21 protein-coding genes and 1 pseudogene are annotated in these 23,873 nt (G+C 60.6%); 12 read left to right on the top strand and 10 right to left on the bottom strand.

Going from position 1 to position 23,873, the window contains the following annotated elements; all coding sequences use genetic code 11:
- Positions 1 to 46 precede the first annotated feature (46 nt).
- The gene (locus HDG34_RS04385) at positions 47 to 703 is read right to left on the bottom strand and encodes a peroxiredoxin (RefSeq protein ID WP_184058000.1); all 657 of its coding nucleotides are present in this window, start codon (positions 701 to 703) and stop codon (positions 47 to 49) included.
- Positions 704 to 1,566: 863 nt separating this feature from the next.
- On the opposite strand from HDG34_RS04385, the gene HDG34_RS04380 reads away from it, so the two are divergent.
- Both HDG34_RS04380 and HDG34_RS04375 read left to right on the top strand, forming a co-directional pair.
- Positions 1,567 to 1,848, top strand: a complete 282-nt coding sequence (locus HDG34_RS04380) for a DUF4148 domain-containing protein (protein ID WP_184057998.1) — start codon at positions 1,567 to 1,569, stop codon at positions 1,846 to 1,848.
- A gap of 517 nt (positions 1,849 to 2,365) precedes the next feature.
- Positions 2,366 to 4,348: a phosphatase PAP2 family protein gene (locus HDG34_RS04375; protein WP_184057996.1), complete on the top strand. Its 1,983-nt coding sequence runs from the start codon at positions 2,366 to 2,368 to the stop codon at positions 4,346 to 4,348.
- 90 nt (positions 4,349 to 4,438) lie between these two features.
- Here HDG34_RS04375 and HDG34_RS04370 read toward each other — a convergent pair whose 3' ends face one another.
- The 3 genes from HDG34_RS04370 to HDG34_RS04360 form a co-directional block, all read right to left on the bottom strand.
- Positions 4,439 to 5,314, bottom strand: a complete 876-nt coding sequence (locus tag HDG34_RS04370; protein WP_184057993.1) for an alpha/beta fold hydrolase — start codon at positions 5,312 to 5,314, stop codon at positions 4,439 to 4,441.
- Between the two features lie 767 nt (positions 5,315 to 6,081).
- Positions 6,082 to 7,017, bottom strand: a complete 936-nt coding sequence (locus tag HDG34_RS04365) for a sterol desaturase family protein (protein WP_260321034.1) — start codon at positions 7,015 to 7,017, stop codon at positions 6,082 to 6,084.
- Positions 7,018 to 7,055: 38 nt separating this feature from the next.
- On the bottom strand, positions 7,056 to 8,072 hold the full coding sequence (locus tag HDG34_RS04360; protein WP_260321023.1) for a YncE family protein: 1,017 nt from the start codon (positions 8,070 to 8,072) through the stop codon (positions 7,056 to 7,058).
- Positions 8,073 to 8,389: 317 nt separating this feature from the next.
- On the opposite strand from HDG34_RS04360, the gene HDG34_RS04355 reads away from it, so the two are divergent.
- On the top strand, positions 8,390 to 9,700 hold the full coding sequence (locus HDG34_RS04355) for an Nramp family divalent metal transporter (RefSeq protein ID WP_184057990.1): 1,311 nt from the start codon (positions 8,390 to 8,392) through the stop codon (positions 9,698 to 9,700).
- 377 nt (positions 9,701 to 10,077) lie between these two features.
- Here the strand turns inward: HDG34_RS04355 and HDG34_RS04350 are convergent.
- Positions 10,078 to 10,716: pseudogene (locus tag HDG34_RS04350) on the bottom strand (alkene reductase); the annotation flags it as partial.
- 651 nt (positions 10,717 to 11,367) lie between these two features.
- Between HDG34_RS04350 and HDG34_RS38885 the strand changes: the two are divergent.
- Genes HDG34_RS38885 through HDG34_RS04325 form a run of 5 tightly spaced genes read left to right on the top strand, consistent with a single transcriptional unit; the run spans position 11,368 to position 13,925 of the window.
- Entirely contained in the window at positions 11,368 to 11,727 is a 360-nt protein-coding gene (locus HDG34_RS38885) for a hypothetical protein (protein WP_260321022.1), read from the top strand.
- Entirely contained in the window at positions 11,727 to 12,230 is a 504-nt protein-coding gene (locus HDG34_RS04340; RefSeq protein ID WP_184057988.1) for a DUF4123 domain-containing protein, read from the top strand. Before HDG34_RS38885 ends, HDG34_RS04340 begins: the two co-directional genes overlap by 1 nt.
- Positions 12,217 to 12,561, top strand: coding sequence for a hypothetical protein (locus tag HDG34_RS04335; RefSeq protein WP_184057986.1), 345 nt, complete (start codon positions 12,217 to 12,219; stop codon positions 12,559 to 12,561). Before HDG34_RS04340 ends, HDG34_RS04335 begins: the two co-directional genes overlap by 14 nt.
- A complete protein-coding gene (locus HDG34_RS04330) occupies positions 12,561 to 13,181 on the top strand; it encodes a restriction endonuclease fold toxin 5 domain-containing protein (RefSeq protein WP_184057984.1) in 621 nt (206 codons plus the stop codon). The genes HDG34_RS04335 and HDG34_RS04330 overlap by 1 nt, the downstream gene beginning before the upstream one ends.
- A 9-nt stretch (positions 13,182 to 13,190) precedes the next feature.
- Positions 13,191 to 13,925, top strand: a complete 735-nt coding sequence (locus tag HDG34_RS04325; protein ID WP_184057983.1) for an immunity 52 family protein — start codon at positions 13,191 to 13,193, stop codon at positions 13,923 to 13,925.
- Positions 13,926 to 13,999: 74 nt separating this feature from the next.
- Here the strand turns inward: HDG34_RS04325 and HDG34_RS04320 are convergent, their stop codons facing one another.
- Positions 14,000 to 14,485 (bottom strand): hypothetical protein, encoded by a 486-nt coding sequence (locus HDG34_RS04320; protein ID WP_184057981.1) that lies wholly within the window; start codon positions 14,483 to 14,485, stop codon positions 14,000 to 14,002.
- Between the two features lie 392 nt (positions 14,486 to 14,877).
- Positions 14,878 to 16,209, bottom strand: a complete 1,332-nt coding sequence (locus tag HDG34_RS04315; RefSeq protein WP_184057979.1) for a PLP-dependent aminotransferase family protein — start codon at positions 16,207 to 16,209, stop codon at positions 14,878 to 14,880.
- Between the two features lie 90 nt (positions 16,210 to 16,299).
- Between HDG34_RS04315 and HDG34_RS04310 the strand changes: the two genes are divergently transcribed.
- On the top strand, positions 16,300 to 16,896 hold the full coding sequence (locus HDG34_RS04310) for a DJ-1/PfpI family protein (protein ID WP_090807823.1): 597 nt from the start codon (positions 16,300 to 16,302) through the stop codon (positions 16,894 to 16,896).
- A gap of 57 nt (positions 16,897 to 16,953) precedes the next feature.
- A complete protein-coding gene (locus tag HDG34_RS04305) occupies positions 16,954 to 17,298 on the top strand; it encodes a hypothetical protein (protein ID WP_260321021.1) in 345 nt (114 codons plus the stop codon).
- 69 nt (positions 17,299 to 17,367) lie between these two features.
- Here HDG34_RS04305 and HDG34_RS39800 read toward each other — a convergent pair whose 3' ends face one another.
- On the bottom strand, positions 17,368 to 19,419 hold the full coding sequence (locus HDG34_RS39800) for an FUSC family protein (RefSeq protein ID WP_184057977.1): 2,052 nt from the start codon (positions 19,417 to 19,419) through the stop codon (positions 17,368 to 17,370).
- Positions 19,420 to 19,789: 370 nt separating this feature from the next.
- Complete coding sequence (locus HDG34_RS04295; protein ID WP_260321020.1) at positions 19,790 to 20,695, bottom strand: LysR substrate-binding domain-containing protein; 906 nt, start codon at positions 20,693 to 20,695, stop codon at positions 19,790 to 19,792.
- 142 nt (positions 20,696 to 20,837) lie between these two features.
- Between HDG34_RS04295 and HDG34_RS04290 the strand changes: the two genes are divergently transcribed.
- Positions 20,838 to 21,680, top strand: a complete 843-nt coding sequence (locus tag HDG34_RS04290) for a class II aldolase/adducin family protein (protein ID WP_090807829.1) — start codon at positions 20,838 to 20,840, stop codon at positions 21,678 to 21,680.
- Between the two features lie 93 nt (positions 21,681 to 21,773).
- Positions 21,774 to 23,087: an MFS transporter gene (locus HDG34_RS04285; protein ID WP_184057975.1), complete on the top strand. Its 1,314-nt coding sequence runs from the start codon at positions 21,774 to 21,776 to the stop codon at positions 23,085 to 23,087.
- Positions 23,088 to 23,135: 48 nt separating this feature from the next.
- On the opposite strand, the gene HDG34_RS04280 is transcribed toward HDG34_RS04285, so the two are convergent.
- Positions 23,136 to 23,822 (bottom strand): GntR family transcriptional regulator, encoded by a 687-nt coding sequence (locus tag HDG34_RS04280; RefSeq protein ID WP_090807832.1) that lies wholly within the window; start codon positions 23,820 to 23,822, stop codon positions 23,136 to 23,138.
- Between the last annotated feature and the right edge of the window lie 51 nt (positions 23,823 to 23,873).

Raw genomic sequence — 23,873 nt, 5'->3', positions numbered from 1 at the left:
AGGAAGGTCGGCGAGGCGGCCGCAAGCGGCCGCCGTGCCACATCTGTCAGCCCGGTTGTTTGGTGGTGCGCAGATACGGTTTGATAGTCTTGAAACCAGGGAAAATCTGCTGCGCCTCGTCGTTGCTGACCGCGGACGTGATGATCACGTCTTCGCCCTGCTTCCAGTTGACCGGCGTCGCGACCTTGTGTTTGGCGGTCAGTTGGATCGAATCGAGCACGCGCAGGATTTCGTCGAAGTTGCGGCCGGTGCTCATCGGGTAGGTCAGTGTCAGCTTGATCTTCTTGTCGGGACCGATGATGAAAACCGAGCGCACGGTCGCGTTGGTCGCGGCGGTGCGGCCCTCGCTGGTATCGCCCGCGTCGGCCGGCAGCATGTTGTACAGCTTGGCGATCGCGAGGTCGGTGTCGCCGATCATCGGGTATTTGACGGCGGCGCCCTGCGTTTCCTCGATGTCCGCGGCCCATTTTTCGTGGTCTTCGACCGGATCGACCGACAACCCGATCAGCTTCGCGTTGCGCCTGGTGAACTCCGGCTCGATCTTCGCCATGTAGCCCAGTTCAGTCGTGCAAACCGGCGTGAAGTCTTTCGGATGAGAGAACAGGACCGCCCATTGGTCGCCGATCCAGTCGTGGAAATCGATGGTGCCCTGCGTGGTCCGCGCGGTGAAGTTGGGCGCGGTGTCATTGATACGAAGTGACATATTGCCGTCCTGTGAAGTCGTGGTTAAGCGGAAGACCCGAGCCAGGCCTGTCTGCAACGGTCCAACACGAGTCCGGTTAATCTCGGGGATTGAAAATCACCAACGCTCACAACGATAGACGAAGCTTTCGCGGCGCATACACGCGCGGCAAGTAGGGCGTCGCCGTGCAGAAGAAGCTCGAGATCGCCGCCTGTCGGGCGAATACGAGCATTGCCGCATCGCAGTGAGATTTCAAATATAGCGCGTTACGCACAAGCCATGCTGACACCCATGAAGTCAGTCCGGCTGGCCACTTCGAAACGGCTTAGGGGAATGACGTTTACCGGTAAATCATGGACATTCGACTCACCGGCGTGTGTTCGATAGCGCACAGATTTACCGAGCCTGATTTGATCAGACCGTTCGGTCGTCCACGCCATGCGAGCAAGCGCGAGGCGCGTCGGAGCGTGCGGTACTGAAGCGCTTGCAACAAACGCAGCCTCCGTCCGCTCGAAAAACATCTGCTGAATGCTCGCCATGATGGCCCGGTTTGACGGCGCAGTGCGGATATTCGCGATTGCGGCGGGTCAGTCCACAGTGCCTGGCGAGTCAGGCGAACCCGGTTCGTCAAAGAACTGCCAGATCGCCTTTATCGATAAACGGTCGGAACATGGCTCGCGGACGCCGCGCATTTTTCGGAGACGGGATAAGCGGCTTTTAAGGTTGCAGGGCGTACCTTCATATCCACACACTGAATACCGGTCACCCCGTCGATCGCTATCTGTTCGCGGTCCACCTCAGCGTGAAGATCGACTCGCTTTCAATGCAGTTAGCGTGGTCCATTCGATCCATCGAAATTTGCCTATTCACCAAGGAGCCAACTTATGAAAGTACTTATCGCTCATGCGATCCTCGCAACCACAATCGCCATTCCAGCGCTCTCGTCGGCGCAGCCCCTCACTCGCTCCGAGGTGGAAGCGAACGTCATACAGGCCGAACAGAACGGCACGCTCCATCAGTCGAAAGTGCACTATCCGGACGAGAGCAGCCCGCGGCAGTCACACGCGAATAACGACTACGGTTCAGGGCCGGTAGTGAATTCGCAATCCGGACATCGCCTTTCCTTCGCAACGCCCTCAGATAACGCGCTTTTCTCGCATCACTGAAGTGCCGGTGAGCGTTCGACATTCCATACGAGCGCGTTTCGAGACTTCCACACGCCTAACTTCCGGTTCTCATGCGGACGTCTCGCGTCCGATCCAACGTCGATATGAAAAAGCTAGTGCGCTTGATTGACTTCATTCTGTTGACCGCCGCATCGGTGGGCCTCGTCATGTTTGTCGTCTGGCGAGTGGCGACGGTAAAGGGGTGGTTTTAGGCTCACGCGAAACGGTTGTCCGTTAAAGGATCGCCCTGTGGTTGGCGTTCCGAATCGACATTGCACCGATACCTCGCGGAATGAAACCTTTCGCATGCTCCGCGAATGTGGATGAGCCGCAATCAAATACTAAGGAGTTCTGCGTTCCCACGTCTGCGAAGCATGTGCAGCTTCCACCACCAGGTCTTCCTGGGATACCTGCGAATCGCGCCACGATATCCGATACCGCGTAATCAGTCGAAACAATGCCGTCATAATTCAGCCGCACAATCCGATGCCACCAACAACCACAAGAAAGTCTCGTGATGCCTCATTTTCGCGTCCCTCTCCCGCTGCGCCTCACGGTGCTCGCAAGCGTGGCGGTACTAGCCGCGTGCGGTGGTAGCAATGATTCTTCTACGCCGAGCGCCTCGAACACTTCGACGACGACGGCGACGGCCACGATCCCGGCGCCCCCTGCCGACCCCGGTTTTGTCGACAACGCCGCAATCCCCGACGTGCCCGCGTTCGTCGACACGATTGCGACTAACCAGCGCGGCGATGCGCGATATGCGACGCTCGCCACGAATGCGGGCGTGCGTGTCGTCTCGCGATTCCTCGACATCTGGCAACCGTTGACCGAGATCGTCGATGCGGGCGTCTCCGCGCCCGCCAATGGTTCCTTTCCGGCTGTCGTGCAGTCCACGTGGACAGGACTACCCAATGACGGTACGCCGGGTGGGGCTGTCGTGAACAGTGCCGTCCATGCCGCAAACATTCAATTCGTGGTCACCGAGACGACCAACCGGACTCAGGCACAGGCCGACGCAGCCTACTACGACGACCGGCGCGGCAAAGGTTATAGCGTGACCGATGGCATGGGACCGCTCACCAATGCGTGGCGCGCGGCGGCGCAGCAGGTAACGACCATCACGTCGATTCCGGCGGATGCGACGACCGTTCTGTACAACGACAACGGCAACAACATCGGCGTCGGCAGCAGCGGCGGCAACGCCAGTTTCGGCCAGGTTGTCGACCTGCTCAACATCATGGGCAACAACGCGTCCACCGAGCCGGCCAAGCGCTTCTACAAATACGCCCGGCCCTACCGCTGGAGCACGAGTGTCGTGGTAGATCCGACTCTGGTGCCTGCCGAGAGCACCACGCCTTCGACCGATGGCGGATTTATCAGCGGTCACGAGGCGGAGGCCATGCGCGACGCGATGACGATGGCCTACGTGCTGCCGGAGCGGTTCCAGGAGATGGCGAGCCGCGGCCTCGAACTTGGCGAAAACCGCATTTTCGCCGGTATGCACTCGCCGCTCGACGTCATTGCTGGTCGAATGTTTGCACTTGCGGCGACTGCTGCGAATCTTTCCGATCCGAGCAACGCCGCGTTGAAGAGCGCCGCATTTAGCCAGGCGCACGCGGCCCTGATGCAGTCGACGAATACCAGCTCGACAAGCTTCGCTGCTTTCGCCCACTCCGGCACGGCAGCGACGGACCGCTTCGCCGACTACTCGACGAACAAAGCGGACTTCACTCGCCGTATGACGTTCGGCTTTGCTCCGATCGAATCGACCAATGCGCCTCCCGTTGTGCCGAAGGGTGCGGAGGTGTTACTGGAGACGCGCTTTCCGTATCTGAGCGCTGAGCAGCGCCGCGTGGTGCTCAAAACGACCGAGCTTCCTTCCGGCTATCCGGTCATGGACGATGCGGAAGGGTGGGGCCGCCTCAACATGTTTGCAGCCGGGGACGGATATGGTGCGTTCCATGGCAGCGTCATCGTTTCGATGGATGCGTCCCAGGGCGGATTCAACGCGTCGGATTTGTGGCGCAACGACATTGCCGGCGCAGGGAAGTTGACGCTGCAGGGTAGCGGAACCTTGAAGCTCGGCGGCAACAACACATGGTCGGGCGGCTCCCAGGTAAGTGGCGGCGTGCTCGAGGCCGATTCTCCGAATGCGTTCGGCACGGGCGACGTGTATGTGGGTGCGGGTGGCATCACCATCGCGGCGGCGTCGCCCGTGTCCATCGTCGGCAAGTACACGCAGCTCGCCGGCACGACACTCGAACTCGACATTGACGGTCAAGGCGCCGGCCAACTGCACGTTGGTAATCAGCTGACCATCGCCGGCGGCACGCTACACGTGAAGTTCGTGAGCGGCTATGCGCCCAAGGTCGGCGACACCATCGATCTGATCGATGGCAACGGGGCGACGAAGCAGTTCACGACGATCACGGTCGACGGCCACAAAGCGACGCCGGTCTACTCGTCGACCGGCGTGTCGGTGCACATCGATTCGTAATCCGGCCATATTGGCGTGGCTATGCGTCGCCCGGATAACCCGCTGTCTGTAATGCGGAGCGTCCGGCTATGCCCGTCTGTCGTTGATCGTCTAAAGCGGCGATTCCTTCGTCAAAAACCGCCTGATGGCAATGGAGACGATTTCTGGAAACTCTTCGTGAATCGCGAGTTTGCCCTTCATGACCCATTCGACCTGAACATTTGGCAATTGTCCTAACGCCTCCATTTCGACACGCGATTTCGGCGGCGTCTGATCGCCGTAGATCACGAGGATCGGAATGTTGGCTCGGCGCGCAAGATCAAGGAATGCCGCACGGTTGGCGACCCGGTCTAGCGCACCGGTCACAAAGCGTACCGAACTGTGCCGGGCTCCGGGTGCACGGGTGACGGCGAGTTTGGCCGCGAGACGATCGCCGCCAAGCCAGTCAGGATCGCTGTAAACGTGTTCTCTCGCCATCATGGTGATGACATGGCGGCTGACGTTGAGCCGGTAGAGAAGCGGGCCAGCGAGGGGGTGATCAATGGCAGAGCGCACACGGGAGAACCAGGCCCGCTGGCCACCCATCATCGTCGGCAACGGGCCGCGCCACGTCGGTGCGATGAGGACCAGGCGATCAACCGTATCTGAGCGCAAGACGGCCTGGTAAAGCGCATAGGTGGCTGCATGTCCGGCCGCCACAATGGCGTGCGGTGGTGCCACGATGTCGCTTAAAAACCAGTTAAGAAACTCCGAGAGAAGCTCCGGCGACCATTCTTCCTTTGGCCGCGCCTGATCGCCGAACCCCGGCCAATCAACCGTCGTCACGTGAAACTGAGGCGCGAGCAAGTCGAGCAGCGGGCGCATCTCCAGGCGCGTGGAAATCGTACTCAGGGCCGGCAGGAGGACGACCGAAGCGCCGCTACCGGCCTCATCCACGTCCAGCGCGAACTCTCCACTGTCCCACTGGCAGCGTATCGTCTTCGTCATTGCCTTTCCAATTTGACCTTCATACGAATCACGCGGTAGAGATTGATGACCAGTTTAATTAGAGGACGGTCTCCGGCCATGTATGGATGCGTTTTTCGTGCTGTGGAGTTCTACGGCTGCCTTGTGCCTCCGGCGATCGCGCCTGAACACCAGGGAAAGGAAGTCGAAGCGTCGGGCTGCCAGCCGCGAGGGCGCTGCTCTGTAGCTCCAGACGCCCGACGTTTGCATCGCGGGCCTGCCTGGAAATCAAATGCGCCACGCCTGTCTTTGACGTTTAGCCATCGGAGACGCGTCGTAGCAGATACACGACAATCACTGCGGAACCGCTGACAAAGATTGCCAGCCCGATCGCTTTACGCGCGAGCGTGCGAACGCGCGCGCGGAGCGTGTAACGCACAAACCAGGAACTGGTTCTGCGCAACATCATTCACTCCATGGGCGCCTTGACGGGCGCGTCGCGTCGGGGAGAGACAGCCCCCTATGTTGCCGGAGCGCAGGCCGTATCGCGACGTGTATGTGCCCTGATCTTTGCTTGACAGTCTTTGCCACTTCGAGCTCTTTGAACTGAGGATAGCTGGATAGAGCGGGTAGATGCCGGTATCCGGGCATTCTGAAACCGGCAACTGCAATTATCGCACCTCGGGTTCAAAGGCACAGAGCAGATGCCTTACGGTCTACTGACAGGGTCTTTGCACCAGCCGGTCCGGACCAAATCCAGGCGCACATGAACCGGCCCGTTTGGGCATTGGCGCAATGCAGGGATGTTCTCAGGAGGAACTGCGGCGAGCCCTTGCCGGTTGCCGCCACTGTTCAAGGAAAAACTGCAAGCCGCCCAGTTGCTGTGCGATGTAGCCGCCCGTGGCCATCGATTCCGGTGCGCGCCGGTCGCCTGTAGGCGGGTACTCGGCGGAGAAGTCCGCTGTACCAAACACGATGTCCCAGATCGGGAAGACGGCGCCGTAGTTACAGGAATTGCGGCCAGCCGCGCGCAGGCCATGATGCAACCGGTGAAAGCGTGGCGAGACGATCAACCGGTCCCCGAGCCAGCCGAACGAAAGCTTGATATTGGCGTGGCTCAGGCTTTCGATGAAGCGCATGAACAGGAACAGCAGCGGAAACTGCAGCGGCGGAATACCGATCGCGAGGCCGACGATGCCGAACCAGATTGCGGCGACCAGATCGTCAAGCAGATGGTTGCGGTCGTCCGACCAGAAACTCATCTGTCGCTGCGCATGATGCAACGCATGCAGTGCGTACCAGCTACGGTATGAGTGCGACAGGCGGTGACGCCAGTAATCGGCACAGTCCAGAATCAGCGCGTACGCGATGAAGGTAATGACCGGATGTCCGAGAAGCGGCGGTATCAACGTCTCAAGCGTTGGCGGTATGTAGCCGTGATCGACCACGAAGCCGTTCACCCACACCTGCACCTGGTAGAACAGCAGGAAACTGACGACAGGCAACACCCCGACGCGGTTGAGGATCGTATAGAACGCGTCGGTTACGACGGCTTTGCGGTCATCCCAGCGTTCGATCGGAAAGAGTGCTTCGAGCGGCCAGCAAACCGCATACGTGACGATAACCGCGAAGAGGCCATAGACGCAGATCAGCGCCCAGTCGAAGGAAAGCTCTTCCCATTGCATCCAGCCGAAGTGATACAGCAACGGCAGAACGAGATACTGGTCGATTTCACCGGCCAGCATATTGAAGAATCTGTCGAGAAATATCAGCATGATGGACGTTAGAGCGTTTCGGCGGTAACGAGACCTGGGCGGCTCATTTCGGTGGTGAGGAAGATGCCGTGCGGCGAGCGTCCGACATCGATGGTCTCGTAGTTGCCGCTGGCTGGATCGAGTACGGCGACCTGCTCCCGGAAACGCAGCGTCACCCATAGCTTGCCGTCGGGGCCAACAGCAATATCATCTGGCCCCGCAGCGTGGAACGGATAGGTACGACGAAGCTCGAGGGTGGTTGGATCGAGCGCCACCAGCGAGCCGCCGATCCGGTTGCTCACGTAGAGCGTCGCGCCGTCGGGCGTAAGAAAGACATTGTGCGGGCCGACGCCGGTTTTCACCCGCCGCAGCACGTTACCCGTCACTGGATCGACTTCCGCCACATGGTCGCTGCCCATCACGCAGACCAGTACCTTGCCGTTGTGCCAGAGCACGCCGGCGGGGGTCGATCCGACGTTCGACTTCCAGCGGATCGTCAGGTTCGTCAGGTCGAATGAAACGAGCGTGCCGGACTCCTGCATCGAATTGAAGCTCCAGCGCGAGTCCGGCGAGAAGTCGAGGTGGCTCGGCATGCCGCCGGGCGAGAAGCGCTTGACGAGCGTCAGGTCGTCGGGGCGGTAGATGTCGACATAGTTGAGCCGCAGTGCATTGACGACGAGGTAGCGGAAATCCGGCGTGAAGCCAAGCTGGTACGGATCGGCGATCACCTTATGGCCAAGCGCCAAACCGGTGTGCGGGTCGACAATGAACAGTGCATTGCCGCTGGCGTCGGCAATATAGAGCTTGCTTCTGTCGCGCGAAAGCGCCCAGTGACTGGGTTCGCGCAACGTCGGCAATGTCCGGACGATCTTGTGCGACGCCATGTCGATGACCGAAACGCTGGCTTCGCCGGAATTCATTACGATAGCGAGATTGGGGGGCGCCGCGCTGGCGATACCTGAACGAAGGGCGAGGAAAGGCGACAGGCCGAGACTCAGGGGAATGGCCAGACTACGGCCAAGTACTTCGCGACGTGAAAGCTTCATGGAGGGCATGCATGAGAGAATTAACCACTCATTCTGCTGGATGGATTCACCGTCACGCAAGGACGAATTGCGAATGGCGCTGATATGGAGCGATGCTCAACCGCTTCCTGTCAGTAGCCTGACAAATTTCGGGCGAAGCTGACGATGCGCATGCGATTTCGCCGTATTTGACCGAGCTTCCCGCGGCCCCGGGCGCGCTTTGCGCAGCACCCGCCCCGATCATCCGCGGAGTTTGGCCGTTGTATATTGCCATCACGCGCTAAAGAACCTGGAGTAATAGCAGTGCCACGTTCGTCCAGAGAAGTCGGGAAGTGTCCATGAACAGCACTGCCGGCAAAAATACGCTCACAGATCGCACGACTGTTGCGATTCGCGATGTGCTGGCCGGCAAACGACGCGGCTTGCGCTCTGCGCTGCTGTTCGCCGGACCCGCGGTGATTGCCTCGATCGCCTACATGGACCCAGGCAATTTCGCGACCAACATCCAGGCCGGTTCCCAGTTTGGGTACACGCTGCTGTGGGTGGTACTGATGGCCAACGTGATCGCCATGCTGTTCCAGGCGCTCTCTGCCAAACTCGGCATCGTGACGGGCCGTAATCTGGCGGAAATGTGTCGCGAGCAACTGCCGCGCAAGGCCGTCTTAGTCATGTGGTGTGTCAGCGAAGTGGCTGCGATGGCAACCGACCTGGCCGAATTCCTCGGTGGCGCAATCGGCCTCGCGTTGCTGTTCAAAATGCCGTTGATGGCCGGCATGGCGGTGACCGCGGTGGTGACATACGGCATCCTCGTGTTTGAAAAAGGCGGCTACCGGCCAATGGAGATCATCATCGGCGCGCTCGTTGCTGTGATCGGTCTGTGTTACCTGATCGAATTGTTCATTGCGCCCGTCGCATGGGGACAGGCCGGATTGCACTCGATCTTGCCCTCAATGCCGAACCGGGAAGCGCTGACCGTTTCGGTCGGTATCGTGGGCGCCACCGTGATGCCACATGCGATCTATCTCCATTCCGGGCTGACTCAGGGCCGGACTCCGGCGAGCAACGCGAGCGAGCATCGCGCACTGCTGCGTTTTTCGAACCGGGAAGTCATCGTTGCGCTTTTCTTCGCAGGTCTCGTCAACATGGCCATGGTAATCATGGCCAGCGCGGCATTCCATGCCGGCCACCGCGACGTCGCGGAAATCGAAACTGCTTACCATACGCTCACGCCGTTGCTCGGTGCGGGCGCGGCGGCGGTTTTCCTGATTTCGCTCATCTGCTCGGGTATCTCCAGCTCCGTTGTCGGCACCATGGCTGGCCAGATGATCATGCAGGGCTTCGTCGGTTTCCGGATTCCCGTCTGGGTGCGACGTCTGGTGACCATGGTGCCGGCGTTCGTGGTGGTCGGCCTCGGCGTGAATGCCACCCAGGCGCTGGTGATCAGTCAGGTCGTTCTTTCGTTTGCGTTGCCGATCCCGATGGTGGCGCTGGTGCTCTTCACCCGCCGCAAAGACATCATGGGCGAGTTCGTCAATAGACGGCTAACGGACATTGCAGCGATTGCCGCGACGGTCGTCATCCTCGCGCTGAATGCGGTGCTATTGCTTCAGTCGTTCGGCGTCAGCATTCCGGGCATGCCTGCAAGCTGATGCAGCCCACCCGGACTCTTTGGGGATGGGCCGCACTCCCGGTGCGATGGACGGCGAAGTTTATTCGCCAGCCATCGACTGACCGCTGGGGGACCAGAGGTCCTGCTCCAAAAACGGCTTGTCGATTCGTTCGCTTTCGTCTGTGATGCCGGTGCATGCATAGGGACGATCGCTGCTTCCATGTTCGCCTTGAGTTGTGAAACATACGGTAAGAACGGCGTTGACCCATGGGCACCTGGCTGGCTATGCGGATGAGGTCCGAGGCGGCATCTCCTGGTGCAAGCGTACGTCGACCTGGCGGGCTTCTCCGTTGTCTGGGCTGATCGTCCCAAAGAAAGCCTCGCCGGTGCGAGGGCCGGGGGTGGCTATTTGTACGGTCAGGCAAGCGCCGGGTAATCCGTGTACCCTTCTGCCCCTGGGTGATAGAACATCTCGGGCCGCGGCTCATTGAGCGATGCGTCCAATCTAAGTCGGCGCGGCAGGTCCGGGTTGGCAATGAACATCTGCCCGAAAGCAACCGCGTCGGCGTCGCCGACCGCAAGCAAACGTTCGGCGGTGTGCTTGGTCATCTTTTCGTTGGCGATATAGATGCCACCGAATGCTGCCTTCAGTGCGGGTCCGAGCCGGTCGTCTCCCTGCGCTTCACGCGCGCAGATGAAGGCAATGCGGCGTTTGCCGAACTCGCCTGCGACATAGCCGAAGGTGGCCGCAGGGTCCGAATCGCCCATCGACTTCACGTCACCGCGCGCAGACAGATGCACGCCGACCCGGTTGGCGCCCCATATGGCGACGCACGCGTCCGTGACTTCGAGCAGCAGTCTCGCACGGTTCTCGATCGACCCACCATATGCGTCAGTGCGCTGATTGGTGGAGTCCTGCAGGAACTGGTCAAGCAGATAACCGTTGGCGCAGTGGACTTCCACGCCGTCGAACCCTGCCTTTCTGGCGTTTTCAGCGCCGTGCCGGTAGGCCGCAACCACGCCGGCGATCTCGTCGGTTTCCAGCGCGCGCGGGACCTCCCTATGTGTCCGGGCGATCTTTCACGATAACCGGGACCGCGCATGACCAAACCCACCAGGAAGCAGCAATCTCCCTCCCGTCCCCCTGTAGACGCTCTCCAGTATGAACGGCTCGCGCTGGCCGCCTTCCATCTTTGCGACCGGCAGGGGCAGCAACTCCGACATCTGATTACACTTGCGACCTCGATGTTCAGGAGTCCTGCTGTGACTGCCGAGGAAAGGCACGAACACCGGAACCTGCTGGAGGTGATGATCCAGGCTCGGCGAGGACTACCACGCCGCCAATCGCTGCGATCAGGAACTGTTCACGGTGCTTGCGCTCGACGCCAAGGGGCTTCCTAACCGCCAACTGACACCGGCGGACGCGGCAGCGATTCTAGCTGACGCTGCGCAGGGCGCGAACGGGAAACTGGCGGCTATGGACGCTTCGTGGACAAAGCACTAACCGGCGTCGATCACTTACGTGAAAAGCGGCTCAATGCCGCTTTTTTTGAATGGTGATATTGGAAAATTTATCTTAAATTGAGATAGGCAGAGCAATTGTGAATAGTTGTCAAAACGGTTTTATCTCGAATTAAAGTCATTGACCATATCGCGTTTTGGATGGTTAATTCGTCGGGTGTGTTCTGGAAAAACAGCAGAGGTCAGATGGAGCAACAGAAACAGGATGAAGCCATGGGCAAGGAAGAGTGCGACCTTTGCCGTATCACCTATTCAATCTACTCGAACTTCCCGCCAATGCCGTCGGCAATGGCGCTGAATGCCGAAACCGGCGAATGGTTTCCGTTCGACACGCTGAAGTCGTATGCAACTGGTTACGAGATGGCCGAAGCCCTGGGTTACGCGTGGGCGTGCGATTGTCGCGGACGCTCCCCTAATACCGTGCAGAAAAAAGGCCCGTTATCGCGCTACGGCGCAACGCCCTGGCCGGTGCTTCCGCAGTCGTCCATCTGTCTCGAATGCATGATTCACGCTGCCGGGCAAGGCGCGATGACCCTGGAGCGCTGATGATTCCCGCCTCTGTCAATGAACAGCTTCGACAGTATGGGGAACGGCACTACAGCGGCCACGTGCTGGCGCTAGTGGACGGTATCCAGTACCAGCAGCATACCGGCCAGCAACTCACGCCCGAAGACCACATGACGGTTTCGCTGTTCGCGGGCACGAACGACATGGCACTCGCACACGCGGGGCCGTGGCTGGTTGATCCGAAGACGGCGCGCGACCATCTTGCGGACCTGGGCGAACTCGAACAGGCCCGCCCTGGCGTGATCTGGCTGATTACCTCAGAAAGCCTGGAGAGGCAGGCCGCAAAGCTGCGCCCGCACCTGAATACCGGCATACCGAAAGGACGAGCCGCCCTGCTGCGCTTCTGGGACCCCAGGGTGCTGCATGCGCTCAATGCGGTATGCCACGGCAAGACCGAGCGCGAGCTTTTCAGGGCTGCCGACGCGTGGCACTACCTCAACGAACGACAACGGCTCACCATCAACGACAATGGAATTTACTGAAGGGCAATGGGCGCTTCTGAAAGCCTATGAAGACCGTAACTATGTGGACTTTATCCGTGGTCATATCGTGCGCGATTATCCCGCGCTGGCCAATGATCCGACTTTGCGCGACCGGCTTAATGCGGCCTTCGCGCGAACAAAGTTACTCCGCTTCACGCATGACGTGCCGATAGTCGATTTCCTGTATGTGGAAGCAACGACGCCGGAGTTTTACAGCGTTCCGGCGGTCATAGCATGGCTGTACAAATCAGGCGTTCCGGGTGAACAGCGATTCGAAATGTTGATGCAGGCAACGGGTAAAAGGCAACAGGAAATGAAGGAGAAACGGTGATGGGTATTCCATTCCCGGCGACGCTCGCACGCGCAGCAAACGCAATGACGCAGGCAATGCCTATGCCTGTTCCGGTCCCCACCGCCGCACCGTCTGCTGGTCCCGCAGGCAGCAGCGGCACTGGCGCGGGTGCAGACGGCGGATGGGACGAACTGCCGCGTGACCGGAGCCGCGAACGCGAAAGGCCGTGCAAGTGCCCCCCGGAGAAAGGCGCACTGGTGCGAAAGAACCACAGCATGAACCCTGAGCCGCGACGCTACCAGGCGCGCATTACCGGCTTCGAGTATGCGATAACAACGGACGGAAAAGGCCGTGAGACTGCCGAAGGCTGGAATATGGAATGGGACTGGCTTGACATAGACTTTGATGGGTTTCAGCATTCCCAATGTCTCTTGCAGGAAGCCAAGGGAAATTACGATCAATTTTTCAAAGAAAATAAGGAATTGAAATTTCCATTTAAAGGATTCACAAAAATGCAGGAGCAAATAGCAACTCAAGGAGAAGCTGTTCGCGCCAATCGGCCGAGCAGATTAATGTGGTACTTTGAGACACCGCAAACGCGAGCTTACATGATGAACACACTTCGCCAGTTTGGCGTGCCTTCGGTCCATCAACCGTGAGTGATTATCGTGAATTTACTTGAACAACATCGGGATCAAGCTGCCGGACCAAAAGGCGCATTCGAATTTCATCTTCAACGCATTAAAGCCATTGTCGACTTTATTGCAACCAAGGACGAAACCTTGGGTGGGAACTGGTATCTCGCAGGAGACACGCAACAAGATGCACTTCAATATGAGGTCTTCGCCAATGGAGCAGCGTCGAAGGCTGCTATAGATGTTTTGAAGGCAGAGTATGGACATGGGAAAAAAATTGATCGACCGAAAGTCATAGGCATATGGAACGGAAGACAAGCTGACGGCGCGACCGCCATCATGTCCTTAATGATCGACACGGGAGTTATTTCCAATAACATCGAATTGTCTCTGGATGAGAAAGCGAATGGTCTTTCGCGGCTAGGCAATTACAAATCCGTGGCCGAAGTTGTAGCCAAAGTGGCTGAGCTTTATCGCTCGCTGTATGTGACGTTCGGGCCGCGCGCTTATCAGGATCAACAGGTCTTTGATGACCGCTTAGGCGTAAGCTGGATGCTCTACCTACCGCACGCTCTCGCGCCGGCCCAGGTGCCGGAAGCGCGCGACTTAATCCCTGTCATGCGCGATGGCAAGCAGCAAGGCACGATCATCGTCAGCGTGACGGATGAAGTCTTTGATGTGAACAACCGGGAGCACGTCAAGGCGGCTAACGATATCGAAATCCGCCTCGCCGATCAGGACCTGTTGCCGCGTTTCGTTGATCTCTGAGTTCGGCTCGCTATCCCCGCTTCGGCGGGGCCTTTTTCTGCGAAGAGACCCGCTACTGCGCGGGCCTTTTGCCGTTACGCCTGATTCCAGCGATTGGGCCTCAGGGGCGATCCACCACGATGCCACTTGCGCCGTTCTGTTGCGATTTTCTCCAGCAACTGCAACACCTCTTCGCGGTTGCCGGCTTTATCCGCCTGTTCCATAGCGGCCCGGTATTCATCAGGCGTCGGCTCGACACCATCACAGCACCGGTTCACCACCACCGTAAGCGCATCCATCGGCGGGCCGACATACCGGGCACGCAACGATGACATCGCATCATGCGTGAGTTGGTTCAGATCGTCGGTCTGCAACACGGCGGCGCTGATTCTCAGCACGGGTTCCATCCACGCAAGCAATTCTGACGAATGCTGCTTTCGCACTTCGAGCGAACGAAGATTGTCGTAGCAGCGCTTCCTGTTGTTATGGTCGAACGTGGCGGGCGCGAAACGATACGTGAACTCGGTTCGCGTCCATCCGAGGTACTCACGCGCATAGGAGACATTTGCACCAGGCCTCATTTCCCTACCTCCAAAAGGCAAAAAAAAATCCGCACACGAAGGTGCGGGCACTACCACACACGTCGCAGTCCGGGGATGGGACCTCGACGCTTTACAACGCGATGCTATCCATCCAGGGTGGCTGCGGACGTGCGCGGGCGCTGCGCACCAGTCAGCACATTTCTCCCTTCCGTTTTGCACCGGTTTGTGCAGGAACGAAGCGGTCTTATGCTTGTGCTGGCAACTCGAAAGCGACGCATTCCATGTCGAGGGTCGTTTCGTGCGATGTCGTCGGGAAAGGGTTTGTCGCGGCGTGTTCTACGATTGCATCGCAACAGAAAGTACGTCGTAGTGAGACGACAGGTCCTGGCCGGACAATCCTGGTGGACAGACCGCGCCCTCGCGCTTGCCGGTCAGTAGGTCTGTTCGGTAATAACCCGGGCCACTGTTTCCAGCGACCGGCGCAGCGTGGCCAGATCGACGGACCCAATCGCGAGGCGGATGGCGTGAGGTACATGCGTCGATGTCGCGAACGGCAGGGCCGTCGACACTGAAATGCGCTCACGCATCAGCGCCATCGCAATCGCGTCGGCGCGGACTTCCTGCGTCAGGGGGATCCAGATGAAGTACGACGCTGGATGGCTCATCGTCTTAAGCTTGCCGAGCGCTTCGGCGGCAAGGATTTGGCGCGTCTTCGCATCCCGCCGCTTCTCGTCTTCGAGCCGGGCCACCGTGCCGTCGTTTATCCAGTTGCAGGCGATTGCCGTCATGGTTGCGGGAGTGTTCCACGTCGTGGCCCGGATTACCCGTTCAAGCCTGGGAATCCATTCGCGTGGTGCGCAGACGAAACCGACGCGCAGACCTGTCGCGACACTCTTCGACAAGCTCGAGACATAGATCGTCGTCTCCGGAGCAATCGATGCCAACGGCGGCGGAGCATCTTCTGCGAGGTATGCGTAGGCCCCGTCCTCGATGAGGATCAGTCCATGCTGTCGAGCGATACCGACAAGCTCGCGGCGCCGCCGCGCGCTCATTACCCAGCCAAGAGGGTTGTGCAGCGTCGGCATTGCGTAGACGGCGCGTACGCGTCGTCGCTTGCATAGGGCCGTCAACGCGTCCAGATCGGGGCCGCGCCCCGCGGCTGGGATCGGCACGAGTTCCAGTCGAACGGCCTCGGCGGCCAGCTTGAATCCCGGGTAAGTCAGCGCGTCCACGGCAACCACGTCGCCGGGTTCGAGCAGCGCCATAGCGGCCGTCGTCAGTCCGTGTTGCGCGCCGCTCACGAGCAACGTCGTTCCGGCTGTTGCTGCCAGACCTCGGTTCGCCAGGTGGCGTGCCGCAGTAGCGCGCTCGTGCTCGCGGCCACCGTGCGGCTGGTATCGAAGCAGCGACTCGAGGTCGCCGGCCGCCGCGAGCTGGCGCAGCGCTGCCCGTAGAAGGTCTGTCTGACCCGGTGCAGAGGGATAGTTGAAGCTCAGGTCGATCGTAATGGCGCTCCAGGCGTGCAAGTCAACGCCTTGGCCGCGAGGGAGTGGTTCCTTGACGAATGTGCCACGGCCAGCTTCGCCGCTCACCAGACCCATCGTATGAAGCTCGGCATAGACACGCGTCGCGGTGACCAGCGCCAGGCCCTCGCGAGCAGCCAGCTCGCGGTGCGTGGGCAGACGCGTCCCGGGGGGAAGGCGGCCGTCGCGGATGTCAGCCGCAAGGCGGTCAACCAATTGCTTGTAACGGGCCCCAGGCATGGCTCAATGTATCCATGACAATAATTTGATTGTATTGATTATCGGCCCTACCATGATCTTGCACAACCTCTCCATCTGCCCGAGGACGTCATGCACATCACCATTCTGACCTTTGAAGGCTTCAACGAACTGGACTCGCTAATCGCGCTGAATATCCTTAACCGGGTCAGAAAGCCGGGCTGGCAGGTATCGATTGCCAGCCCAGCGGCGAAGATCCGTTCGATGAACGGAGTGGTCCTGGAGGCGCAAGCGTCGCTGAAGGACGCTTGCGAGGCCGACGCGGTGCTGGTCGGCAGTGGAATACAGACACGTGGAGTGGCCGCCGATGCCGCGCTGATGTCGCAGTTGCGGCTCGATCCGACTCGCCAACTGCTGGGCGCGCAATGTTCGGGCACGCTGATACTCGCGAAACTGGGCCTGCTGGATGGCGTTCCGGCCTGCACGGATCTGACTACCAAACCGTGGGTCGAAGAGGCGGGCGTGCCGGTGCTCAATCAGCCGTTCGTGGCGAAGGGGAATGTCGCGACGGCAGGCGGGTGCCTGGCTTCGCAGTATCTGGCCGTGTGGGTGATCGCGCGTCTGGAGGGCGTCGAGGCTGCGCGCGCCGCGATGCAGCATGTCGCCCCAGTAGGCGAGAGGGAGATCTACGTGACGCGGGCGATGGCGAACATCGCGCCATTCATCTGACGCAAAACAGAGGCACTTCGCACGTCCTTCAAAGCCGACATTGCTGGAGTCCAGTCTGTGGTCATCGTTCTTGTTTTCAAGCTCCTCGTTACGCCGCTGTTGCTATTGACCGCAAGCCTTGCCGGTCGTCACTGGGGTGATGCGATCGGCGGTTTGCTGGTGGGAATGCCGCTCACGTCGGGGCCGATCTCAGTGTTTCCCGCACTGGAGCATGGACCCGCCTTTGCTGCGCAGGCGGCCTTTTGCATTGCCTATTGCAGGCTGGCGATCTTGGGATGGCCGACGGCTCTCGCGGGGGGCTTCGCGATATTTTCTGTCGTAGCGACCGTTCCGCAATGGAGTGCGCTGCCGCATACCGGCCTGTTTCTTTGTTGCTCATCGCAGGGCTCGTGGTCGGTGTGACGCTTTTTGCGGCTTATGTCGGGGCCAAAACGAGCGGAGTGTTAGCGTCGTTCCCCTTCATGGCGATCGTCACCGAGCGACAGAAACGGGTCGACGAACTACGGTTCCCACGTAACTATCAAATGCGCTCACGAGATGCTGGATCGCCTGTTCGAGGTCATCTGCCGGCGTTTCAAAAGACTGATTCAGTGGCATCGCTTCCCTCGACGTAAGGGCTTCCAGCAGTGTGGCGGTCATCTCATCGTAGCGATTGGCCCTTTCCCGGTCATGTGCGTCCGGTTCCCCGCTCCGAAGGACTTCGATCACCGCGGCGGCGCCGCAAACCACCCGCACCGCGACGGTCAGGTTCCGCAGTTGTTCGAGCCGCGCAGATCGCCGCTGGCCCTCCAGGAGCATACGTTCTCTCGCAACTTCAAGCCGTGAGCTGGCCAGACCGGCTTCGCGTTGGAGGCGATCGAGGGTGGCGGTCGATCCTCCAGCCATCCGAAGCGCGGCGGACGCGAATGCCATGTTGGCCGAAATCGCGGCTGAGATCACGGCATTCAGCGCGTTACTCTCCCTCGGCGGCCAGAGAAGAAAGCTCGCCGCCACGCCTACGCAGGCACCGACGAATTCATTGGTAAGACGAGCGACAATCAATCCCTCCGCCGGATGGATGAAATCCGACATCAGCATGAACATCGGCGTCAGGAAGACAACGAACAGACCGTAGTTGACCAACCTCAATGCGACGGTCACCGCGGCAAGCGGCAAGATTGCCAATGTCACCGCAACCGGACCGGACAGACTCGTCAGAAGAACAGCGGCGATCGTTGCGCCGATGAGGCTGCCGCATGCACGCTCCAGCACGCGCAACCATGTATTGGCGGAAACCGGTTGGGTCACGACGATTGCAGCGATCACGCCCCAGTATGCAAACGTGACACTCAGCGATGTGCCGATCATGAAAGCGAGCACCGATGCGACAGCCACCCTCAGCGCATGGTCCCAGACCAGCCTTTCAATCTTGACCGCGCGAGCGGCGGCAGGCGCGGGCGTCTCGGGGTCCATTGCGAGCGCATGTCGCCCGTCCGCGAGCCGAGCGATGGCCCTTGCCGCAAAGGCAACGGCGCTTGCCGTTTGGTCCGTCCGTTCAGCCGTCTGCCGCAACAATGCGTGTGCTTGCGCTACCAGCGTATCGGCAATGGGCAGTTCTTGCTGTGCCTGCGCGGCCACGCTTTGCAGCAACTGTCGCAGGCCCTGGAGCAATTGCCGCGATCCATCGTCGTCGGCAATCGCTGCGTTGCGTCGGGCATGACCGATTGCGATCAGCGTGGAAAACACCCTGCCCGCGGCATCGACGCCCGGCCCGAGATCAGGGCCGTTGCGAACATCATGCGCCGCCAATGCCCTGCCGCGCTCGATCGACATGCGCACCCCGCGGCGATAAACGGTATCGAACTCGGTCCAGCCCTGCACATCCATTCCAGGCCGCGAATCCAGCGACTCCAAAAAACCGGCCATGTCCTCGAGCCTGCCGAAGATCGTCGCGAGCGTGAAGCCCGCGGACTGTGGGAACGGGACGGGCCAGAGGAAGATGCAAAACAGCATGGTCCAGGCTGACCCGAGCAGAAAATAGCCACCATGAGCGAGTGCAACGGCAAGCGGCTCGGGCGACGCAATTCCGATCACGACCGCAAGCGAGGCAACCAACCCCGCCTGCGCCGGCATAGGCCCGAGCGAGGGCTTGTAGGACCGTGCCAGTCCACAAAGGAAGACCAGGACAAACAGGGTGACAATGCTGACGGCATAGCCCCAATGCGCGGCATAGGACGCCAGCGGCATGACGACAACGCCCATGGCCGTGAAGATGGCCATCGCCTTCAGGCGCTGTGACCTGGACCCTTGCGGATCGCAGAGACAGTTCCAGAACGCCGCGACGGCTCCGAAAGCGATATCCGAACGACCGAGAATCGCCGCGGCACAGAGCATCGGCGCCATCGCAAGCGCAGCGTGTATCCCTTCCGCAATCCCGATGCGCTCGGGCGTTATGGCGAAGACATGACCTTCAGCCCGCAAGGTCCGACGGCTTACCAGGGATACGAGCTTACCTATTATTGTCATCGCACCTTTGCTGCTCACGAACGTTGATTGCTGGAGGACAAGGCCCAGGAAATGGGCGCCCCCCGGATTCACGCTGCCAGCGCGCTGAGATAGCCGCCGACTCCGCGCTGTGAACGTCTGCTTTTCGCGTATGCGACCGGCGCCTCTGTTTCATTTGCAACACTCCCGCCGCTCATGCGACGTTCATTGTGTTGCATCGACCGGTTGAATCCGCCAATGCGGAGGAGACGTACACGCAATCAGCTTTGGGCGGCCGGGCGGCTAGCCCATTTAGAATCCACGCAGTCTTCCACTGCGGCGGGCTACGAGGATCGCCGCGCGTATGTTCATCGAATATGCGATCGCGGACCTCTCTAAAGAAGCCGGAGAAGGAGACTCGATCTCAGCATTAACCGATGCCCACAGCATCGAGTCCCACCTCCTCGCACAACCAGTCGCAGAAGCACTTCACCTTCTCCGTGTTGCGCTCGTTCACGCGATACGACAGAAAATGCGTCTCGCGGGAGACCGGCTCGAAGACATCCGCGCCCAGCTCAACCAGTTCGCCGCGCGACAACTCGCGCTCGGCGAGACGCGTGGTTTCGAGCGCGACGCCCATGCCATCGACAGCGGCGGAGATCGCGAGCGCCCCGCGATCGAACGAGGGCCGCGCCCGCGACGGGAACGGGAGTCCGTTGAGCGCGAACCAGTCGGACCACGTCACGCGGCTGAGCTGGGAATCGATCAGCGTCATTTCCCCGATCTGCTTCTCGATGGCAACGCCGCTTCGCACGAGCGCAGGCGAACACATCGGCACGATGCGTTCTGCGCCGAGCGCGCGTGTCACGATGCCCGCGCGCTCGTGTGCGACCGCGTATGAGATGGCGACATCGACTTCATGCACCCGGGTGAGGTCGATCGGCTCGGGACCGGACGACAGACGGATCGTCACGCCCGGATGCGCCTGCGTGAATTCAGGCAGGCGCGGACCGAGCCACTTGGCGGCGAAGCTCGGCGCGCTGTGCACCGCGAGCACTTGCGCATCGGGCGCGAGCGCGACCTCGCTGCATGCAGCCTCGATCACATCGAAAACGCGTCCGAGGCTCTCATAAAGGCGCCGTCCTTCCGATGTCGCTTCCACCCGCCGATTGCGCCGATGAAACAGCGGCCGGCCGAAATATTCTTCGAGCTCCTTGACCTGATGACTGATCGCGGACTGCGTCAGATGCAGCTCCTCGGCCGCCAGCGTGAAGCTCTCCAGCCGCGCGGCCGCTTCGAAGGCGCGCAGCAGCACGAAATTGGGAATTCGTCTCATGTCTTTCACCGAAACATGAATGTGGTTCATCTTTGTATGAACAGCCATCGTTTGTCAATGACGGCAGCGACCGCGACCATAGGACCCATCGAAGCAATCCGCTTCGACCGGTTCAAACCTCACTTCAAAAAGGAGTCGACCCATGGCAGCAGTGATGGAAACGCGGCCGCAGGCGCTGATCAAGGACGGCAAGGTTTCGATCTATCAGCCGGAACAGGAAGGACTCATCTTTCCGGAGCTTCCGTCATTTTCGAATCCCGCCGCGCAGCGGCAGCATGTGAAGGAACGGCTGGTCGGCGCCTGTCGCGCGTTCGCCCAGCAAGGATTCGACTACGGCTTCGCCGGACATCTGACCGTGCGCGATCCCGAGAATCCCGGCCTTTACTGGACCAATCCGATGGCCATCCACTTCTCGCAAGTGAAGGTCTCGAACCTGATCTGCGCGGACCATCAAGGGCACGTCGTCGAGGGGCGCCATGCAATCAACCGCGCTGGCTTCGTGCTGCATGCGGCCGTGCATGAGATGCACCAGGACATCGTCGCGATGTGCCATGCGCATACGGTCTACGGCACCGCGTTCGCGTCGCTCGGCAGGCAACTCGAGCCGATCACGCAGGACGCCGCGGCGTTCTACGAGGATCACGTCGTGATCGGCGACGAGGCAGGACAAGTAGCCGTCGAGGTGAAGGCGGGTCACAAGGTCGCGAACGCGTTCAGGGACGTGAAGGCCGCGATCCACCAGAATCACGGGCTTCTGACGGCAAGCCGGCACAGCATCGAATCGGCGGCGTTCTGGTTCATCGCGCTCGAACGGTGCTGCCAGCAGCAACTGCTGGTCGAGTCGACCGGCATCGCACCCAAGCTCGTCACCCCCGAGCGCGCGCGCTACAGCCGCGAGCACGTCGGCAGCGACTACATCGGCTGGCTGCACTTTCAGGCGATCTGGGACGACCTCGTCGCCACGCAGCCGGACATGTTCGACTGATTCCGTAGAAGCAGTCCGAGCACGGCGACAACGCGAGACGAGCGCTAAAAAACGCAACGTTGCGCCGCAACCTGAACACCAGGAGACACCACAATGAGTTCCCCCAGTCCGGTTGCGTATTACCAGGGCAGAGAGTCGTCCACCTATGCGAAGGTGACATGGCGGCTCTTGCCGTTTCTGTTCCTGTGCTATCTATGCGCGTATCTCGACCGAATCAACGTGAGCTTCGCGAAGCTGCAGATGCTGCAAGCGCTCAAGTTCAGCGACGCGGTCTATGGCGCGGGCGCCGGCGTCTTCTTCGTGGGCTATCTTCTCTTCGAAGTGCCCAGTAACCTGATCCTGCTGCGCGTCGGCGCGCGCCGCTGGATCGCCCGCATCATGATCACCTGGGGCATCGTCTCGGCGGGCATGATGTTCGTCAGAACGCCGATGAGCTTCTACATCATGCGCTTCCTGCTGGGCGTCGCCGAAGCGGGCTTTATCCCCGCGATCCTGCTCTATCTCACGTACTGGTTCCCGGCCTCGCGCCGCAGCAAGGTCACCGCGCTCTTCTTGACGGGCATTCCGATGTCGGGAGTCGTCGGCGGGCCGCTGTCAGGCTGGATCATGAATCATATGAATGCATCGCACGGGCTGGCGGGCTGGCAATGGCTGTTCCTGATAGAAGGCATTCCGACCGCGATCCTCGGGCTGGTCGCGTTCTTCTATCTCGACGACAAGCTCGCCGATGCGAAGTGGCTCACAGACTCGCAGAAAGCCATGCTCGAAGCCGGTCTGAAGGACGAAGAGCCGGCTCACGCGCTGCATTCGGTGAAGGACGGCCTGATGCACCCGAAGGTGCTGCTCCTGAGTGCGATCTACTTCTTCTTCACGATGGGCCTGTACGGCGTGAGCTTCTGGCTGCCCACGCTCGTCAAGGCGAGCGGCGTGGCCGATCCGCTCAATATCGGCCTGCTTTCCGCGATCCCTTACGCGGCGGCGGCCGTCTCCATGCTGCTCGTCGGTCAGAGCTCGGACGCCCGCGGCGAGCGGCGCTGGCATCTTGCGTTGCCCGGGGTGGTCGGAGCGGCCGGACTGTGCACGAGCGTCGCGTTCGCCCATTCGACGCCAATCGCGATGATCGCCCTCACGATCGGCACGATGGGCGTGATGACGACAATTTCGCAGTTCTGGGTGTTGCCGCCCGCTATCCTGGGCGGCGCCGCTGCGGCGGCGGGGCTTGCGCTGGCGAATTCGGTCGGCAGCGTATCGGGTGTCGTGAGCCCTTACGTGATCGGGCTGATTCAGACAGGCACGGGATCGACCGGCAACGGCGTACTTGGGCTGGCGGCGAGCCTGATCATCGGCAGCGTGCTCGTCTTCACCGTGCCGGCCGCACTCGTGAACGGCCGGCGCAAGCGGGCTTGAGCGAAGTCCCGCTCCACGCAAAGATCCCGCGATCGCGGGATCATCGCATCAGCTCACTTTTTCTTCCTGCCGATCGCTCAGCACCTGCCCGAGCCGCTCGACGAGATTCTGCCGCGCCCGAGTCGTATGAAGATCGGTCAGTTCCGTCGCGCGCTGCGGGTCGCCATCGGCGATGGCCGCGGCGATGGCTGCGTGCTCGTCCCAGATCGCCTGGCGCTGCCCCGACGACTGCAGCACCGCGCCCATCACCCGTCGCAGATGGACCCAGTGCATCTGCGCGGTCTCCACGATGAGCGGATTGCCCGACGCGGCATAGATCGCGGCGTGGAACGCCATGTCGGCATCGATCATCGCCTTCACGTCGTCGGCCTTCGACGCGCGGCGGCCGTTCGTGATCAATGCCTTGTCCAGCTTCGCGCCGCGACCGGCGGCAAGACGCGCGGCGAGCGAGTCGAGCGCGCCGCGGATTTCATAGAGATGGCTGATCCAGGCCGCGTCGAGCGGAGTCACGAGCAAACCCCGACCGGGCGCGTCCTGCACCAGTCCGTCCTTCTTGAGCAAGCGCAGCGCCTGCAACACCGGCGAGCGCGACACCGCAAGTTGCTCGGCGATTTCTTCCTGCGTGATGCGCGTCCCGGGCGCGAGCGTCCCAGAGCTAATGGCATCGAGCAGCACCTTGTAGACCTCGTCCACGTAGTCGGTGCGCGCCTGAAGCTTGAGCAGTTTCGTCGCCATGATCAAAGCTCGTTTATGGATACAGAATACGGCAAGGGTATAACCGCACCG

Source organism: Paraburkholderia sp. HC6.4b (assembly GCF_014200875.1).
GTDB lineage: Bacteria > Pseudomonadota > Gammaproteobacteria > Burkholderiales > Burkholderiaceae > Paraburkholderia > Paraburkholderia tuberum.
The sequence above is the reverse complement of the archived record's forward strand: the minus strand, read 5'-3'. Positions and strand labels throughout refer to the sequence as shown.